At 70.7% G+C, this 16,991-nt stretch carries 11 protein-coding genes and 3 pseudogenes; 3 read left to right on the top strand and 11 right to left on the bottom strand.

Annotated elements, in window-relative coordinates:
- Positions 1-110: 110 nt before the first annotated feature.
- On the bottom strand, positions 111-2,228 hold the full coding sequence (locus tag RM590_RS29185; RefSeq protein ID WP_311707750.1) for a DNA gyrase/topoisomerase IV subunit B: 2,118 nt from the start codon (positions 2,226-2,228) through the stop codon (positions 111-113).
- A gap of 425 nt (positions 2,229-2,653) precedes the next feature.
- Between RM590_RS29185 and RM590_RS29190 the strand changes: the two genes are divergently transcribed.
- Positions 2,654-2,884 carry a DUF7455 domain-containing protein gene (locus tag RM590_RS29190; RefSeq protein ID WP_132816144.1) on the top strand — a complete coding sequence of 77 codons (231 nt, stop codon included), beginning with the start codon at positions 2,654-2,656 and terminating at the stop codon, positions 2,882-2,884.
- A gap of 200 nt (positions 2,885-3,084) precedes the next feature.
- Here the strand turns inward: RM590_RS29190 and RM590_RS29195 are convergent, their stop codons facing one another.
- The 5 genes from RM590_RS29195 to RM590_RS29215 form a co-directional block, all read right to left on the bottom strand.
- Complete coding sequence (locus RM590_RS29195) at positions 3,085-4,716, bottom strand: RNA polymerase sigma factor (protein WP_311707751.1); 1,632 nt, start codon at positions 4,714-4,716, stop codon at positions 3,085-3,087.
- Positions 4,717-4,990: 274 nt separating this feature from the next.
- A complete protein-coding gene (locus RM590_RS29200) occupies positions 4,991-5,980 on the bottom strand; it encodes a FadR/GntR family transcriptional regulator (protein ID WP_311707752.1) in 990 nt (329 codons plus the stop codon).
- A gap of 143 nt (positions 5,981-6,123) precedes the next feature.
- Positions 6,124-7,926 (bottom strand): ABC transporter ATP-binding protein, encoded by a 1,803-nt coding sequence (locus RM590_RS29205; protein ID WP_311707753.1) that lies wholly within the window; start codon positions 7,924-7,926, stop codon positions 6,124-6,126.
- 92 nt (positions 7,927-8,018) lie between these two features.
- Positions 8,019-8,759: an NUDIX hydrolase gene (locus RM590_RS29210; RefSeq protein ID WP_311707754.1), complete on the bottom strand. Its 741-nt coding sequence runs from the start codon at positions 8,757-8,759 to the stop codon at positions 8,019-8,021.
- A 31-nt stretch (positions 8,760-8,790) separates the two neighbouring features.
- Positions 8,791-9,942, bottom strand: a complete 1,152-nt coding sequence (locus RM590_RS29215) for a DUF4192 domain-containing protein (protein ID WP_311707755.1) — start codon at positions 9,940-9,942, stop codon at positions 8,791-8,793.
- A 183-nt stretch (positions 9,943-10,125) separates the two neighbouring features.
- Between RM590_RS29215 and RM590_RS29220 the strand changes: the two are divergent.
- Positions 10,126-10,541: pseudogene (locus tag RM590_RS29220) on the top strand (DEAD/DEAH box helicase); the annotation flags it as partial.
- Between the two features lie 109 nt (positions 10,542-10,650).
- Here RM590_RS29220 and RM590_RS29225 read toward each other — a convergent pair.
- The 4 genes and pseudogenes from RM590_RS29225 to RM590_RS29240 all read right to left on the bottom strand — a co-directional run.
- A complete protein-coding gene (locus RM590_RS29225) occupies positions 10,651-10,890 on the bottom strand; it encodes a transposase (RefSeq protein ID WP_311707756.1) in 240 nt (79 codons plus the stop codon).
- Positions 10,856-11,131 (bottom strand): hypothetical protein, encoded by a 276-nt coding sequence (locus RM590_RS29230; protein ID WP_311707778.1) that lies wholly within the window; start codon positions 11,129-11,131, stop codon positions 10,856-10,858. The genes RM590_RS29225 and RM590_RS29230 overlap by 35 nt, the downstream gene beginning before the upstream one ends.
- Positions 11,132-11,356: 225 nt before the next feature.
- Positions 11,357-12,752: pseudogene (locus RM590_RS29235) on the bottom strand (IS1380 family transposase).
- Positions 12,753-13,281: 529 nt separating this feature from the next.
- Positions 13,282-13,695 (bottom strand): annotated as a pseudogene (locus tag RM590_RS29240) (transposase); the annotation flags it as partial.
- A gap of 560 nt (positions 13,696-14,255) precedes the next feature.
- Here RM590_RS29240 and RM590_RS29245 point away from each other — a divergent pair.
- The gene (locus RM590_RS29245; RefSeq protein ID WP_394813999.1) at positions 14,256-16,505 is read left to right on the top strand and encodes a xyloglucanase; all 2,250 of its coding nucleotides are present in this window, start codon (positions 14,256-14,258) and stop codon (positions 16,503-16,505) included.
- Positions 16,506-16,579: 74 nt separating this feature from the next.
- Here RM590_RS29245 and RM590_RS29250 read toward each other — a convergent pair whose 3' ends face one another.
- Positions 16,580-16,834: a hypothetical protein gene (locus tag RM590_RS29250; protein WP_311707758.1), complete on the bottom strand. Its 255-nt coding sequence runs from the start codon at positions 16,832-16,834 to the stop codon at positions 16,580-16,582.
- Between the last annotated feature and the right edge of the window lie 157 nt (positions 16,835-16,991).

Here is a 16,991-nt window from a genome sequence, read left to right on the forward strand (position 1 = left end):
CCGCAGGACTGAGCGCGGCGGCGGGCACCGCCCGCTGTCGCACCACCTCACGCTGGTTCTCGCAGGCGTGCTCGGCGCCGAGCACGGGCACCCGGCGCCGACCCGCCGTCTCAGGTGTCGATGCGGGAGCGGTCCAGGGTCGCCGCCGAGCTGGTGATGAACTCCCGGCGCGGCGCCACCTCGTTGCCCATCAGCAGGCTGAACGCCTCCTCGGCCGCCTCCAGGTCGCTGATGTTGATCCGGCGCAGCGTGCGCTTGCGCGGGTCCATGGTGGTCTCCGCGAGCTGGTCGGCGTCCATCTCGCCCAGGCCCTTGTAGCGCTGGATGGAGTCCTTGTAGCGCACGCCCCGGCGGTCCAGGTCCAGCAGCGTCTCCCGCAGCTCGTTGTCCGAGTACGTGTACAGGTACTTGTCCTGACCGCGCTTGGGGTTGCTCAGCTCGATCCGGTGCAGCGGCGGGACCGCGGAGAACACCCGGCCCTGCTCCACCATGGGCCGCATGTAGCGCTGGAAGAGGGTCAGCAGCAGGCACCGGATGTGCGCGCCGTCGACATCGGCGTCGGCGAGGAAGATCACCCGGCCGTAACGGGCCTGGTCGATGTCGAACGTCCGCCCCGACCCGGCTCCTATCACCTGGATGATCGCGCTGCACTCGGCGTTCTTGAGCATGTCGGACACCGAGGACTTCTGAACGTTGAGGATCTTGCCGCGGATGGGCAGCAGCGCCTGGAACTCCGAGCTGCGCGCCAGCTTGGCCGTGCCCAGCGCGCTGTCCCCCTCGACGATGAACAGTTCGCTGCGGTCCACGTCGTCGCTGCGGCAGTCGGCCAGCTTGGCGGGCAGTGCGGAGGACTCCAGCGCGGTCTTGCGGCGCTGGGCCTCCTTGTGCTGACGGGCCGCGATGCGCGTGCGGGCCGCCGCCACGACCTTCTCCAGGACCGCCCGGGCCTGCTGCTTGGCGTCCCGCTTGGTGGACGTCAGGAACGCCTTGAGCTCCTTGGCCACCACGTTGGCCACGATGCGGGAGGCCGCCGAGGTGCCCAGCACCTCCTTGGTCTGGCCCTCGAACTGCGGCTCGGCCAGCCGCACGGTGACCACCGCGGTCAGGCCCTCCAGGGCGTCGTCCTTGGTGATGTCGTCCTCGGCGACGCGCAGCAGCTTCGTCGCCCGCAGGACGTCGTTCACGGTGGTGCGCACCGCCCGCTCGAAGCCGGCGACGTGGGTGCCGCCCTTGGGCGTGGCGATGATGTTGACGAAGGACTTCAGCGTGGTGTCGTAGCCGGTGCCCCAGCGCAGGGCGACGTCGACCGTCAGGTCGCGTCTGACCTCGGTGGGGATCATGTGACCCCGGTCGTCCAGGACCGGCACGGTCTCCTTGAACGTGCCCTCGCCGGTCAGGCGCAGCACGTCGCAGACGGGCTTGTCGGCGGCCAGGTACTCGCAGAACTCGCTGATGCCCCCGTCGTAGCGGAAGACCTCCTCGGAGGGCTCGGCACCGTCCACGCCGCGTTCGTCACGCACGGTGATGGTCAGTCCCGGCACGAGGAACGCCGTCTGGCGGGCGCGGGCGTGCAGCGTGTCGAGGGAGAGCCTGGCGTCCTTGAGGAAGATCTGCCGGTCCGCCCAGTACCGCACCCGGGTGCCGGTGCGGGTCTTGGGGATCTTCTTGCCCTTCAGCAGGCCGCTGGTCGGGTCGAAGGGGGCGTCGGGGCCCGATTCGGTGAAGATGCCCGGGGTGCCGCGCCGGAAGCTGATGGCGTGCGTGTGTCCGCCGCGGTCCACCTCGACGTCCAGCCGGGCGGAGAGGGCGTTGACGACGGAGGCGCCGACGCCGTGCAGGCCGCCGGAGGCGGCGTAGGACCCGCCGCCGAACTTTCCGCCCGCGTGCAGCTTGGTCATGACGACCTCGACGCCCGACAGGCCGGTCTTCGGCTCGATGTCGACCGGGATGCCGCGCCCGTTGTCCCGCACCTCGACCGAGCCGTCCTCGTGGAGGAAGACCTCGATGCGGTCGCAGTGACCGCCCAGGGCCTCGTCGACGGCGTTGTCGATGATCTCCCAGAGGCAGTGCATCAGGCCGCGGCTGTCGGTGGACCCGATGTACATGCCCGGGCGCTTGCGCACCGCCTCCAGGCCCTCCAGAACCAGCAGGTGCCGCGCGGTGTAGTTGCCGCCCGGGTCGGCCCCGGTCAGCAGTGCGGTTGATGGCACGGACGTGTCGGCGGTCACGCAGTTCGCTCCTCGCTGAATCCTGATCGGTGGCGGAGTGCCGCTCAGAGGGTACCGAGGCCCTGTAGAGCGGTTGTGCAGCTACCCAGGGAATATCAGGGTAGCTCAGGGTCGTTCACGTGTTCGATAACTCGTCTGGGTGACGTGTACATCACGTTCCCTTCGAGGCATGAACCATTTAGGCTCCGGGCACGTCCTCCTGAACGGAGGAGCGCCCACCGGATACACCGAGGTAGCCGGAACAAAACCACCAGACAACGGATACATCAAGCATCAACCGCAATACGGCTCATTCGCCGCCACCGGGCAGCGTTCGGTCATCTCGGGAGAAATTTTTTCGCTGAGAAGCCGCGAGCGGGAACGTTCTCGGCCTGGTTGGATGTTGTCCCTGGTACGACAGCTCGTCGAGCTAGAGAAGAGGCGACGTGACTACTGTTCTGACCCCCGCGACCCCGCTGACGGCTGGGGACCGCTGCGACCGCTGTGGTGCCCAGGCATATCTCCGCGTGGTCCTCATCAGCGGCGGAGAGCTGCTGTTCTGCGCTCACCACGGCCGGAAGTTCGAGCCGGAGCTCAAGAAGATCGCCGCGGAGATACAGGACGAGACGGAGAAGCTGACGGCGACTCCGGCGTCCGCGAGCGACGACGAACGTTGACCTGACGTATCGCGTCTCCATACCGACGGGCCTCGGGCCGGCCATCGAGCCGGACGACGGGCGGTCACCCCCACAGCACAGGGGGTGGCCGCCCGTTCCCGTTTCACGCCGTGCCCCGGCCGGCACCCGCTGTCATGGCGACGGCCGCGGGACGCACCTCTCGGATGCGCCCCGCGGCCGTCGCCGTGGAGTCCGGACCCTCAGTCCAGGTAGTCGCGCAGCACCTGGGAACGGGAGGGGTGGCGGAGCTTGGACATCGTCTTGGACTCGATCTGACGGATGCGCTCGCGCGTCACGCCGTAGACCTTGCCGATCTCGTCCAGCGTCTTCGGCTGGCCGTCGGTGAGGCCGAAGCGCATGGAGACCACACCGGCCTCGCGCTCGCTGAGGGTGTCCAGCACGGAGTGGAGCTGCTCCTGGAGGAGCGTGAAGCTCACGGCGTCCGCGGGCACCACGGCCTCGGAGTCCTCGATGAGGTCACCGAACTCGCTGTCCCCGTCCTCGCCGAGCGGCGTGTGCAGGGAGATGGGCTCCCGCCCGTACTTCTGGACCTCGACGACCTTCTCCGGGGTCATGTCGAGCTCCTTGGCCAGCTCCTCCGGGGTGGGCTCGCGGCCCAGGTCCTGGAGCATCTGGCGCTGCACGCGGGCGAGCTTGTTGATCACCTCGACCATGTGCACAGGGATACGGATCGTGCGCGCCTGGTCGGCCATGGCGCGGGTGATCGCCTGCCGGATCCACCAGGTGGCATAGGTGGAGAACTTGTAGCCCTTGGTGTAGTCGAACTTCTCCACAGCCCGAATGAGGCCCAGGTTCCCCTCCTGGATCAGGTCCAGAAAGAGCATGCCGCGCCCGGTGTAGCGCTTGGCGAGGGAGACCACGAGCCGGAGGTTGGCCTCCAGGAGGTGGTTCTTCGCGCGCCGACCGTCCTCGGAGATGATCTCCAGCTCGCGGCGGAGCTTGGGAGCGATCTTGTCGGAGCTGGCCAGCTTGTCCTCGGCGAAGAGGCCCGCCTCGATGCGCTTGGCGAGCTCCACCTCCTGCTCCGCGTTCAGCAGCGGAACCTTGCCGATCTGCTTCAGGTAGTCCTTGACCGGGTCGGCGGTGGCGCCCGCCGCGGCGACCTGCTGGGCGGGGGCGTCGTCCTCGTCCTCGTCGGACAGGACGAAGCCCTCGTTCTCCGGCTTGCCGTCGGGGCCCTCGGCGGGGGCGGCGCCCCGGGCGGCCCGCTCCGCGGGCTCCTCCAGGCCTTCCTCCTCGCCCTCGAGGAACTCGTCGACGATCTCCTTCTTCGTCTCGCCGCCCTTGGCCGACGCCGTCTTCTTGGTGGCGGCGGCCTTCTTCGCCGGGGCCTTCTTGGCGGCGGCCTTCTTCGCGGGCGCCTTCTTGGCGGCGGCCTTCTTCGCCGGGGCCTTCTTGGCCGCGGCCTTGGCCGGCGAACCACCGGCGGTGTCGACATCCTCGATGTCGGCGGGTGGATCGTCGGGGTGAGCTGTGGCTGTGGCCTTCTTGGCAGGCGTGGTCTTCGCCGCGACAGTCTTGGTCGCGGTGCGCTTGGCCGTAGTCTTCGCGGCGACACTCTTCCGGGTGCGCTTGGGCGCCTCGGCGGCACTCACCATCAGCGTCACGCCCTCCTCGTCGAGGATCTGGTTGAGGCTGCGCAGAACGTTCTTCCACTGGGTTGACGGGATCTGGTCAGCCTCGAAGGCCCGGCGCACGTCATCGCCGGCGATCTGCCCCTCAGCCTTTCCCCGTTCGATGAGCGCCATCACAGAATTTGACTCGGCGATCTCTGCGGGGAGAGTACGGGAAGTGCTGGCCGACACGAACAACCTCTCGGAAACTCTGGGAACGGCTTAAGGCCCGCCCGAGTCGGACGGAACCGGTGACCGCCGGCAGGGGTGTGCCGACGGCATCGGCGGAGCGGCGGGGGACTGCTGGTCCCACCGCTGCTACCACCTCTTGAATCATCGCGCTGCTCCCCGAAGCGTTACGCAGCTTTCGCGTGTCGCGAGTCACACCGCACGCTCGACTGTAGCGGGCCGGAGCGACAGCGTCGCCGGAGCCCTGCCCGGAGGGGGCCCCGCGACACCTGCAATCGCCGTCTCAGTGCTCGCGCGGGGCGGGAACCACGTGGTCCGCGCCCGCCGCGCCTCCCGCGGCCGCTCCCCCGGCGGGGGCGGCGGTCTCCGGAGCGGCGGTCAGCAGGTGCCGCATCGCGGTCTCGGCGGCGGCCGGCTCGCCGGAGGCGACCGCGTCCACGATGCGCTGGTGCTGCGCGACGGACGCCTCCGTGGGCGCCTCGCAGCCGGAGGCCGCGCCGCCGGAAACCTGGAGGGCCGCGCCGACGATGCCGGACAGGTGCTCCAGCATGCGGTTGCCCGCGGCCTGGAGGAGCAGGCCGTGGAACTCGGCGTCGGCGCGGGAGAACGTGAGCGAGTCGCCCTGGCCGAGGGCGTGGGTCATGATGTCGACCATGTCGCCGAGGCGCTGCCGCACCTCCTCGGAGATCTCGCCGGTCGCGAGCCGGGCGGCCAGCGGCTCGATGGTCAGGCGCAGCTCGCACAGCTCGCGGCGCTGGTCCTCGCGCTGCGGGCCGAAGGCGCGCCATTCGATGATGTCGGGGTCCAGCAGATTCCAGTCGCCGACGGGCCGTACGCGTGTGCCCACGTTGGGTCGGGCGCTGACGAGGCCCTTGGCCTCCAGCACGCGCAGCGACTCGCGCACGACGGTGCGTGAGACCTCGAAGCGCTGCCCGATCTCCTCGGGGACGAGCGGACGGTCGGCGCCCAGGTCGCCGGAGACGATCATCTGCCCGAGTTGCTGGACGAGTTGGCCGTGGAGGCCGCGGCCCCGGCTGCCGGCGGCGCGGCGGCCGACCCGGCTCATGTCAGGGTCACCGCCGTCCCAGGCGGGGGCGTTGGTGGTGCGGGCCGCGCCGGTGGACTCGGCGTAGGAGTAGCGGTCGAGCTCCCCCGGACCGGCGGGGCCGGAATCGGTGGAGCGAGTGGCGGTCATCATGGAGTGCGCAAGGGTAGTCACGCCTCCTTTGTCGGCGGCCCCCGGTGGCACCTTGAGGTCTTTGGTGAAAAGCACACGAAAGGGTGATCGGCGACCCCCGCATAATTGACGCCTAATCGGAAGGAAATGGTCCCGTCACGCACAATGCGGACAGGAGGATGGGGTGTTGGGCTTCGGTGGTGGCCGGCGGCGGGGCGGCGAGCTGGGGAACACGGGCTTCATCTCACGCCGTTGCGCAGGCTGACGAGGGCATACCCGCACAGCAGCACCGTCAGCGACAGGGCCAGCGCCCAGCCGATCGGCTGGGACGCGAGATGCGCGCTTGCGGACAGCCATCGATCGACTCCGGACGGGAACGGAAGCGTGGTCAACGCGTGCAAGCGGCCCGGCAGTCCGTCGAGCGATTGACCGGCGGGGCCGTCGAGCAGGGCGCGCAGCGCGGGGGTCAGCGCGAGCGGCACGGCGGCGACGGCGGCCAGGCCGACCAGGGTGGAGCGGAAGATCCCGGCGGCGAGCAGCCCGGCCCAGGCACAGCCGACGGAGAGGGCGGCGGTGCCGAGCAGGGCCACCTGCCAGGAGCCGTCGAACGGGATATCGTGCCCGAACACCAGGGTGAACGACGTGGAGTTGACCGTGAGGGCGGCGCAGCACAGCAGGAGCGCGGCGACGGCGGAGACGAAGAGCTTGCCGGTCAGCAGGGACAGCCGGCGCGGCACGGCGACATGGGCGGGGGTCAGCGCCGGGAAGCGGAACTCCTGGCCGAAGGCGAGCGCGCCCAGCACGCCGGAGACGATCGCGACGGGCGGCAGCGGCAACGGCTCGGCCCAGCCGGTGAGAACGCGCTCCGCGGGGCCGGGGACCTCGGAGGCGAGGGCGAGCGCCGCCACGAGTCCGGCCAGCAGCGCCGCGCTCATCAGCCACCACGCCGTGCGCAGCCCGGCCCAGCGGCGCAACTCGTAGCGGATCGGCCAACTCGGGCCGGGCGGCGGCAGGGCGGGCAGCCGGGGCGGCAGGGCCGCGCCGGCCCGGTAGTGCGTGGCGGCCTCGGCGGCGGCCGTGACTCCCGCCTCCGGCGCGGCGTCGGGCGCGGTCCTGCCATCGGCCCGGTGCAGCGGCCCGGTGGGCGACCGGTCCCCGGCATCGCCCACCTCGTCGGCGAGTTGGTGAACGACGATCCGGTGCCGGTAGGCGATCTCGCCAACCGTCGCGCAGGTGCTGCCGAAGACGGACAGCCGGCTGCCGGACTCCCGGACGACCTCGGCCGGCTCGCCCGCCGCCGCGTCCGGGTCCGTGCGGAACTCCCGGGCGAGCACCACCGCGAGCCGCTCCGCGTGGGGGGTGCGCACGGCGACGCGCGGCCGCAGCCGGGCGCGCCGGAAGTCGGCGGCGGTCTGGTCCGCGACCAGCCGCCCGGCGTCCAGGCTCACCACCCGGTCGGCGAACCGCGCGGTCTCCTCGGCGTCCTGCGTGGTGACCAGCACGGCGCCGCCCTGCTCGGCATAGCCGCGCAACAGCCCGTACAGCCAGGCGGTTTCGCGGGGGGCCAGCCCGTCGGCGGGCTCGTCGAGGACCAGGGTGTGCGGATCGCCCAGCAGCGCGCCCGCGAGCCCGAGCCTGCGGTCCATGCCCCGGGAGAAGTGCCGAAGCCGCCGATCCGCGAGGCCGCTCAGCCCCACCACGTCGAGCACGTCGTCGGCGCGGCTGGCGGGCACACCGGCCGCGGCGGCCAGCATCCGCAGATGGCCGATGGCGGTACGCGCGGGGTGGCCGGGAACGTCCCCGAGCAGAACGCCGATCTCGCGGGCGGGATGCGGCACCCGCGACAGCGGACGGCCGCGGAAGAGGGCGACGCCCCGCCCGGGCAGAAGCTGGAGCATCAGCCGCAGCGCGGTGGACTTCCCCGCTCCCGAGGGCCCCAGCAGCGCGGTGACGCCGCCCGGGCGCGCTTCGAAGGTGAGATCGTCAACGGCCGGCGGTCGGCCGTGCCGAGACGCGCTGGTGAGTCCGATGGCCTGGATCATCGATTCTCCCGTTGAGCATGCACTCTGGCACGATAACGGGACATATCGGATTTTCCGCGCGACGCGCGGGCCTTGTGCCGGGGGCGGTGCTCCTAGACTTCCGGGCGCAGCATGGGCGGATTGAGCACGCTGGCTCCGCCGGCCCTGAAGAGCTGGGCGGGACGGCCGCCCTGCCGAGTCGTCGTGCCGCCGACGGGCACCAGGAAGCCGGGAGTTCCGGTCACCTTCCGGTGGAAGTTGCGCGGATCCAGGGCGACTCCCCACACTGCCTCGTACACCCGGCGCAGCTCCCCGACCGTGAACTCGGCCGGGCAGAAGGCGGCGGCCAGCGAGGAGTACTCGATCTTCGAACGGGCGCGCTCCACCCCGTCGTCGAGGATGCGCGCGTGATCGAAGGCCAGTCGCTCGGCCGGCTCACCGTCCGCGCCGCCGAGCAGCCGGCTGACGGGAGTCCACTGCGCGCTGCCCGCGTCGCCGCCCGCGGTGGGGGCCGGGAGATCGGGGGCCAGCACCAGATGCGCGACGCTGACCACCCGCATGCGCGGATCCCGTGCGGGATCGCCGTAGGTGGCGAGCTGTTCGAGGTGGGCACCGGCATGCCGGCTGTCGGAATCCTGCGGCCGCAGCCCCGTCTCCTCAGCCAGCTCCCGGGCCGCGGCGGAGGCCAAGTCCTCGTCGACCCGCACAAAGCCGCCGGGGAGTGCCCACTGTCCGCGAAACGGCTCCTCACCGCGCCGGACGGTGAGCGCGCACAGCGCGTGCCGACGGACGGTGAGCACGACCAGATCGACGGTGACGGCGAACGGCGGGAAGTCCGACGGGTCGTAGGGCATGCCGTGATCATAGGGGGCGGCAACACGGTAATCAGCGCCCGCGGGCAGCCCGCTGCTGCCGCATGCAACGGCGCAGCGCCTCGGGGTCCACTCCCTCGTTGCACGCCTGGTGCAACAGCCTCGCGAAGACGTACTCCGGATCCGCTTCCAGCGCCCGCTCCAACGCGACACGTGCCTCGGTCTCGTCCCCCGAGGACCAGGCCACCCAGCCCGCCAGCGTGAGCGGAGCGGCGCCGTGCCCCTCGTACTCGGCCACGCAGCGGCGGGCCAGCGCCCGCCACAGCCGCAGCGCGACGGGAGCGTCGGCGCCCTCCATCCACTCGGCGGCAATGTCCCTGGTGACGCGGTCCTGGAGGCCCAGGACCAGCCGGGCCGCCTCTTCGGAGGTGAGCAGGGCGTCGTCCCGCGCGTCCGAGGAGGCGTCGTCGGGGTCCGGCGCCGCGAGGGCCCGGCGGAAGCGGCTCATCAGCAGCCCGGCCAGCTCCAGGGTCTCGGCGCGGACGCCGGCGGTGTCCCGCTCGGTGCTCAGCATCCTGCCGAAGAGCTTCGCGGCGACCTGGTCGAAGGCGCGCACCTGCCGGGCGGCGGCGGGCTCGCCGAGCGGGGCGAGCCGCCGCGCGAACTGCCGCAGCGAGCCGCGCACCCGGATCCCGGCGTAGGCCGCGGCGGCGGCCATCGGCGAAGTCTCCGTCCGGGGCAGCTCGTTCCCCTCGTCGGGGCAGCATCCGTCGCCCGCGCAGCAGTAGGACCAGTACCGGCCGCCCGCGACGTACAGCGCCTCCAGGACCGGGACCTCCAGCCCGCCGCACGCGGTGCGCAGACGCTGGGCGAGCGGGCGGAGCCGCTCCATGGTCTCCCGGGCCGGCACACCGTCGGGTGGCTCCTGACAGAGGTAGACGACGGCCGCGTCCGGGCGGGAGTCGCGGACCGCGCTGTTGTCGACGAGGCAGGCGGCGAGCGACTCGGCGGTCTCGCACCAGCCGGCCGGGTCGGCGGGGATACCGGTGCGGATCCGGCCGCCCAGCCGTCCGCGCGGCCCGTGCAGTCCCATCACGACGATCGAGTCGTCCGGGTGGTAACCGAGCAGGTACGGCAGGGCGTCGGCCAGGTCGGCGGGGCCGCTGAGCGTGACGCGGTTCTCCGCGAGGGTCAGTTCGTGAGCGTGTTCGCTGTGTCGTGCCATGCCTCGCAGCATGCCGTCAACCGGTCACTCTCCGTCGCGCGTTGTCCACAGGCTCGGCCGTTGATCATTCTGGTCATTTGAATGACCGGGTTATCCACAGGGGGATTGACGCCGCCCCGGGCCGATCGGCTTGCATGGGGCCCATGCGGCAACCAACGGCGGGGCACCCCCCCCCCGCATCCCATCCCGGAGTCCGCGGATCTGCGCGCGGCGGCCGACGCGGTGCTGTCCCGCCTCGTCGGCTCCCCCGAGGGCGGGGCGCGCCTGCGCCCCGACCAGTGGCGGGCCATCCAGGCGCTCGTCGCCGAGCGGCGGCGGGCGCTGGTGGTGCAGCGCACCGGCTGGGGCAAGTCCGCGGTGTACTTCGTGGCCACCGCCCTGCTCCGGGAGCGGGGCAGCGGGCCCACCGTGATCGTCTCCCACTGCTGGCCCTGATGCGGAATCAGATCGACGCGGCGGCCCGTGCGGGGATCCACGCCCGCTCGATCAACTCGGCGAACACCGAGGAGTGGGAGTCCGTCCAGGCCGATGTCGCCGCCGGGGAGGTCGATGTCCTGCTGGTCAGCCCGGAGCGGCTGACTCACCTGAGTGACTTTCGGACTCCAGGAGGACTTGAGGCTCAATCAGGCATCGCAGCTTGATCTGCGGCGACGGCGGTACAGGTAGGGGTGTGCTCGGCTCGTGGACCAGAGCGTCCATCGCCTGCTCCTAAAAGCCGGAGTTCCGCCATCGCGTCCAGTAGGTCTGCAGGGTTGCCGCGCTGCCGAAGATCGAGGGGATGTTCTTCCAGGGCGTGTCCGACCGCACCTTGTAGAGGATGCCGACCATCACCGTTCGAGGGTCAAGGTTGCGTGACTTCCAGCCGACGAGCGGAGCAACCTTCTCCCACCCCTCGTCGGTGATGAGCGGGACTTCACGCTCTCGCTCGGAGAACCGCGGCGAGAGCACATGGCTGCCCCTTTCGACCTTGAGGGGCGTCCCCGATGATGGTCACTTCAGCTTCGATTAGTTCCATGAATTCGCGCTGTTTTCCTAGAGGCATCTCACGCAGCCGACGGTTAGCCATCTCGGCAAGGCTGATCAACTGCGCAATGCGCTCTCCAGCCGCAGCAGATTCTTCCTGCCATGAGGCGACATCAGAGCGGTCCTTCTGAAGCTTGAGCAGTTCCTGCTGAAGTGGTGCAATCACTTCAGCAACCTTTTTCTCCGCCTCATCAACGGCGAGGTCATCATTTTCCAGAGCGATCTGCTTAGCCTCGATCCACCGATCGGCTTCTGAAGTGATCTTTTGGAGTTCGGGGGGCGGGTTCTTCGGCTGGTGGCTGGGGGCGGGCAGGGGATATCTGCTGGTCTGCCCAGCTTTTCCACGAGTTCAGCTCTGGTTGGGCCCGGGTGGGCGAGGCGGTCAGGGAGGTCAGGCCGGTTCGGGTGGGGCGTGGACGGTGGTGAACAGCTGTGTCCAGGCGTACTGCCAGGGCCAGTGGCGAGGTAGGCGCAGCATGAGGCGGCGGGCGGAGCGGGCGATCCTGGCGGGGACGTGGATTAGATGGGCCCGGATCGTGGCGGTGGTGGCCTTGGCGTGGAAGACGGATGCCAGCGCGCCCACTGCCCGCAACAGGTTGTAGGCCATGGCCCACAACGTGAGCCAGGCGGCGTTCGCGTTGAACTTCCCTGAGGGCAGGTGGGCCAGGGGCCCGGCTTTGCCGTCGGCGATGACTTGCTCGATGACCGCGTGGTGGCGGTGCTGCCGCTCGGCCCGGAGGGTCTCGAACGGGCTGTCGGTGAAGAACGGGTGATAGCGCCGGACCGGGAACAGCTCGCCCTGCTCGCCAATGGTGGCGGGTTTGGCCAGGTCACGGACCCGGCGCACTATGAGCCGGGCGGTGACCTGCTGGTTCTTCTTCCGGCCGGTGAAGGCGGTGTAGTCCGGTATCTCGGCGACCTGGGCATCGGAGATCAGCTCGCCGGTGTCGGGATCGACGACTGCCCTGGGGTAGCGGATCGGTTGCCATGCGGTGTCGGGGATCGCGGCGATGGCCCGCTTGATCGAGGGGTTCATCCCCGTGGTGATCGAGAAGTGGGCCCCGCCGCGGCGGCATGCGGCCACTACGTCGGCGTTGTAGAACTGGCTGTCCGCGCGCAGGACGCGGATGCCGGTGCAGCCGGCCTCGTCGGCGCCTGCCAGGGCCTCGGTGACGAATCGTTCGGCGCCCCGGCTGTCCGCGGACTTGCCGCGTCGTAGCCTCACTGCGGCGATGAACGGCCGTGCGATGGGGGTGCAGATCGTGGCCAGCAGCGGGTGCAGGCTACGCACCCCTTTGAACCGGCCGACCTGGGCGCCCTGTTTGGCGGGGCCGAAGACTCGCTTGTGGGTGGAGTCGATGTCGATGAAGGCGACCTTGTCGGCGTCGGGCAGCAGCGGGGTGCGCGGCCAGAGAAGCCAGGAACTTCCGGTGCACCGCGTGTAGTTGCAGGGCATGGCCGTGAGTGAAAGAGCGCAGGAACGTGCCCAGCGTGGAGGGGGCGCGCACGCCGCCGAAGCAGGTCGGCATGGCGCCGTGACGCAGCCTGTCGGTGTCGTCGATGGAGTCGGCCCCGGCGCACATCGCCGCCACCAGCGACATCACCTTCACCGCCGGGTTCGCCCCGCCGCTGTTGCCCAAGCCCTTGATACGTATCGCCGCCGCGGCCAGGTCCGGCAGTCCGGCCCGCTCCGCCAGCCGCACCACCGGCAACAAACCCGCGTCCGCGATCAGATTCGCCTCGTCGAACCGCGCGAAGACCGCCGAAGCGGCATGAGAGGATTTCACTTACGAGATGCCTCGCTGATCGTGCGTGATGAAGCCTTCGACAAGCCCATCATCACAGGTCACGAGGCATCTCTACATTTCGGCTCCTACATCACCCGCGCACCAGACCGGTGGATCGAGGCTAACGCCGCCACCATGCGATCCAGGCGCGCCAGCTCTGCCTGCTCCCGCTCCCGATCCCCGCGCCCGCACCATTGCGCGACCCGCCGTCGCAACTCCGTCCATCCGTCGGCACCGGCACCGGCCACCACGGCATTCCCCGCTGCCTCGGCAGCTCCCGTCTCCCCCTCACTGAGCAAGGCCCACCCCCGTTATCACCCGGCGTCGCTCTGCCAGACCAGCATGACCCCGCCTCCCTGCTCGCGGCCATACGGCGTCACAGGTTGGCGCAGGATTAGAGCCTGCGGTCGCTGGCCTGTGAACCTGCCTACCCGCGAGCTGGCCCGGGAGCTGCTGGTGGCCGCGGGGTGCCTCTATGGGGTTCGTCAACCCTGTCGTGTCGGGTTGGGGTGATTCGTTGGTTGGGGGTTCATGCGGCGGCGGGTGTGGCGGTCCTGGGCTCGCGGGGTTCGTAGAAGGTGCCGTCGCGGAGCATGGCGAACAGAACGCCGATGCGTTGGCGGGCGAGGCGGAGGAGGGCCTGGGTGTGGGTCTTTCCGCGAGCCCGACGTGTGTCGTAGTAGGTGCGGGAGGCGGGGTCGGCGTTGATGCAGGCGAAGGCGGACAGGAACATAGCGCGTTTGAGCTGGCGGTTTCCGCCTCTGGGCGCGTGTTCGCCGTGGATCGAGGTGCCCGACGACTTCGTGGTGGGGGCGAGGCCGGCGTAGGAGGCCAGGTGGGCGGCGGTGGGGAAGCTGGTGCCGTCGCCGACGGTGACCAGCAGGACTGCGGCGGTCCTGACGCCGACGCCGGGCATCGACGTCAGGACCGGGGAAAAAGGGTGGCCGGCTGCAGGTGACCACCGACCTGCCCGCGAGCCAGGTGGCCACGGCCGTCGGCTTCGGCTCGGTCAGCCGTTTCCACCACGTGTTCACCGACGCGTGCGGAGTACCCCGGCACGTTTCCGACGCGCACACGGGATCTGATCCGACTGCGCCGACCCGGAGTCGAAACGCTTCGACTCTTCTGGCCCCGGCCCAGGGGTCCGGGCCATCCTTCCCTTGGCGGTGATGGTCGCCGCAGAGGGCCAGACGTACTTTCCTTTGTGTTCAAGGGTCTTGTGCAGTCCGTCCCCCGGCTCGTACTGTCGTCCGACAGGTTCATCGAAGCGCTTCGAAAACTCTCGACAACTCTCGTGTGTGTCCCCCGTATCCTCCGCATGAGGGCGTTCCGGTGCCGGGGGCCGCCGGACATCCGCCCATGCCACGAAAGGTGAGCCCAGTGCCGAGTTCCCCTGTTCCCCCGTCTTCCCTCCCGGCCGCGCGCGGTCCTGGCAGACGCGCCGTACTTCGCTCGGCGACGGCGACGGCGGCCGCGGCCGCCGTCGCGGGCGGCGTTCCCCTGGTGTCGGCCGCCGCCGGTCCCGCGAACGTCCCGGCACGACCCTCCGGGGGGTACGTGTGGCGTAACGCGGAGATCGTCGGCGGGGGTTTCGTCACCGGCATCGTCTTCAGTCAGAGCGAACCGGGCCTGGTCTACGCGCGCACCGACATCGGCGGCGCCTACCGCCTCAGCAAGCGCACGGGGCGCTGGATTCCGCTGCTGGACTGGGTCGACTGGGACCACTACGGCCACACCGGCGTGATCAGCGTCGCCACGGACGAGGCGGACCCCGACCGGGTGTACGCGGCCGTGGGCACGTACACCATGCCCGAGTGGGACCCGACAATGGGAGCGATCCTGCGCTCCACGGACCGCGGCCGCACCTGGCGCAGGACCATGCTGCCGTTCCGCCTGGGCGGAAACATGCCCGGCCGCGGCATCGGCGAGCGCCTGGCCGTCGATCCGCACCGCAACCGCGTTCTCTACCTCGGCGTGCGCGGCGGCAACGGCCTGTGGCGCTCCGCGGACTACGGAGAAACCTGGGCGAAGGTCGAGAGCTTCCCCAACGCCGGCACCTTCGTCCCCGACCCCAACGACACCGGCGGCCCCAACGGCGACAACCTCGGCGTGCTCCAGGTGCTGTTCGACAAGCGTGACGGCCGGCGCGGCCGACCGACGCGGACGCTGTACGTCACGGTGGCCGACACCGAGAACATCCTCTACCGCTCTACCGACGCCGGCCGGACCTGGGAGCGGGTGCCCGGCCAGCCCACCGGCTTCATCCCCCACAAGGCGGTCTTCGACCACGAGGGCGGCCACCTCTACCTGGCCACGAGCAACACCGCCGGCCCGTACGACGGCTCCAAGGGCGACGTGTGGAAGCTGGACACCGCCACCGACACCTGGACGCGCATCAGCCCGGTGCCCTCCACCAGCCCCGAATGCGAGTGGGGCTACTCCGGCCTGTCCATCGACCGGCAGAACCCCGGCACCCTCATGGTGGCCACCCAGATCCTGTGGTGGCCCGACATCATCATCTTCCGCTCCACCGACGGCGGCGCGAGCTGGACCCGCGCCTGGGACATGACGGACAACGAGCGCACCTTCCGCTACACCATGGACATCTCGGCCTCCCCCTGGCTGACCTGGAACGGCAACCCCGCCCCGCCCGAGGCCGCGCCGAAGCTGGGGTGGATGACCGAGGCGCTGGAGATCGACCCCTTCTCCTCCGACCACTTCCTGTACGGCACGGGCGCCACGATCCACGGCTCCGACAACCTCACCGACTGGGACACCGGCGGCACTGTGCGGATCGACGTCCGCGCCGAGGGCCTGGAGGAGACCGCGGTCCTCTCCGTGATCAGCCCGCCGGCCGGCGCGCACCTGCTCTCCGCCCTCGGGGACATCGGTGGCTTCCGGCACACCGACCTCACCCGCGCCACGAGAATGTACGACACGCCCACCTTCTCCACGACGGTCGCGCTGGACTACGCCGAGAAGGCGCCCCACACGATCGTCCGGGCCGGCCACCCCACCAGTGCGTGGACTCAGCGCTTCGCGATCTCGACCGACGGCGGCGGCACCTGGGCGCCCTCCGGAAGCGAACCGGACGGCGTGACCGGCCCGGGCGCCGGGGAAACCGCGGTCGCGGTCGCGGCGGACGGCGGCCGGGTGGTGTGGGCTCCCGAGGGCGCGCCGGTGAGCTGGAGCGCCGACGCGGGCCGGACGTGGACCGCCTGCGAGGGCGTCCCCTCCGGCGCGGGGGTGCGCGCGGACCGCGTCAACCCCGCGGTCTTCTACGCCTGCCACGCCGGCACCTTCTACCGCAGCACCGATGGCGGCGGGCACTTCGTGGCGACGGAGGCGACCGGCCTGCCCGCCGAGGGCAACGTCCGCTTCAAGGCGGTTCCCGGCCACGAAGGCGACATCTGGCTCGGCGGCGGCGAGGCGGGCAAGGTCTACGGGCTGTGGCGATCCACCGACGCCGGCGCCTCCTTCACCCGTCTGCCGGGCGTCGACGAGGGCGACAACGTGGGCTTCGGCAAGCCCGCGCCCCGACGCACCTACCCGGCCGTCTACACCAGCTCTCGGATCGGCGGTGTGCGCGGCATCTTCCGCTCCGACAACGCCGGCAGGACCTGGACCCGGATCAACGACGACCAGCACCAGTACGCCTGGACCGGCAGCACCATCACCGGTGACCCCCGTATCCACGGCCGCGTCTACTTCGGCACCAACGGCCGCGGCGTCATCTACGGCGACCCGGCCTAGCCGGCCGGCTGCGGCGTTCCGGCCTCGATGGGCCGTAACGCCGCAGCCGATCACTGGATCTGGGCTGCCGCGGCTCAGCTGAGGGCCTCGACCCGGTAGAGGGTGGTGCCGTGGGCGGGGACGGTGGCGGCGATCTCCGCTGCGGTCTCGCTGGTCTGCTTGCTCCACAGGTCCGTCAGATGGTAGCTCGCGGCGGCTGGGAGGCCGGCCTGTTCGGCGGTGGTGGCGATGTGCGCGTCGGTGTCGGTGGAGTTGTACAGCGCGACCGCGTGGCTGCCGTCCTGCAGCGGCTTGTCGACGACGATGAGTCCGCCCGTGCCGGAGACCACCGTGCCCTGGGCGCTAGCGGCCCTGGCGCCAGGGCGGGCAATGTCGCCCGCCCAGGCGCCGGGCGCCAGACCGGGCTTCCTTTGCAGCAGCGGGCAATGGAACCGACCAGCACAACGCCCGCAGCGTGGAGCTGTGCTCCAGTGCGTGAAGGCCCGG

Source organism: Streptomyces litchfieldiae, from assembly GCF_031845365.1.
Lineage (GTDB): Bacteria > Actinomycetota > Actinomycetes > Streptomycetales > Streptomycetaceae > Streptomyces > Streptomyces litchfieldiae.

Coding starts and splice junctions, on each gene's coding strand:
- RM590_RS29205 (WP_311707753.1), bottom strand. CDS start 7,926: ATGATCCAGGCCATCGGACTCACCAGCGCGTCTCGGCACGGCCGACCG.
- RM590_RS29210 (WP_311707754.1), bottom strand. CDS start 8,759: ATGCCCTACGACCCGTCGGACTTCCCGCCGTTCGCCGTCACCGTCGAT.
- RM590_RS29215 (WP_311707755.1), bottom strand. CDS start 9,942: ATGGCACGACACAGCGAACACGCTCACGAACTGACCCTCGCGGAGAAC.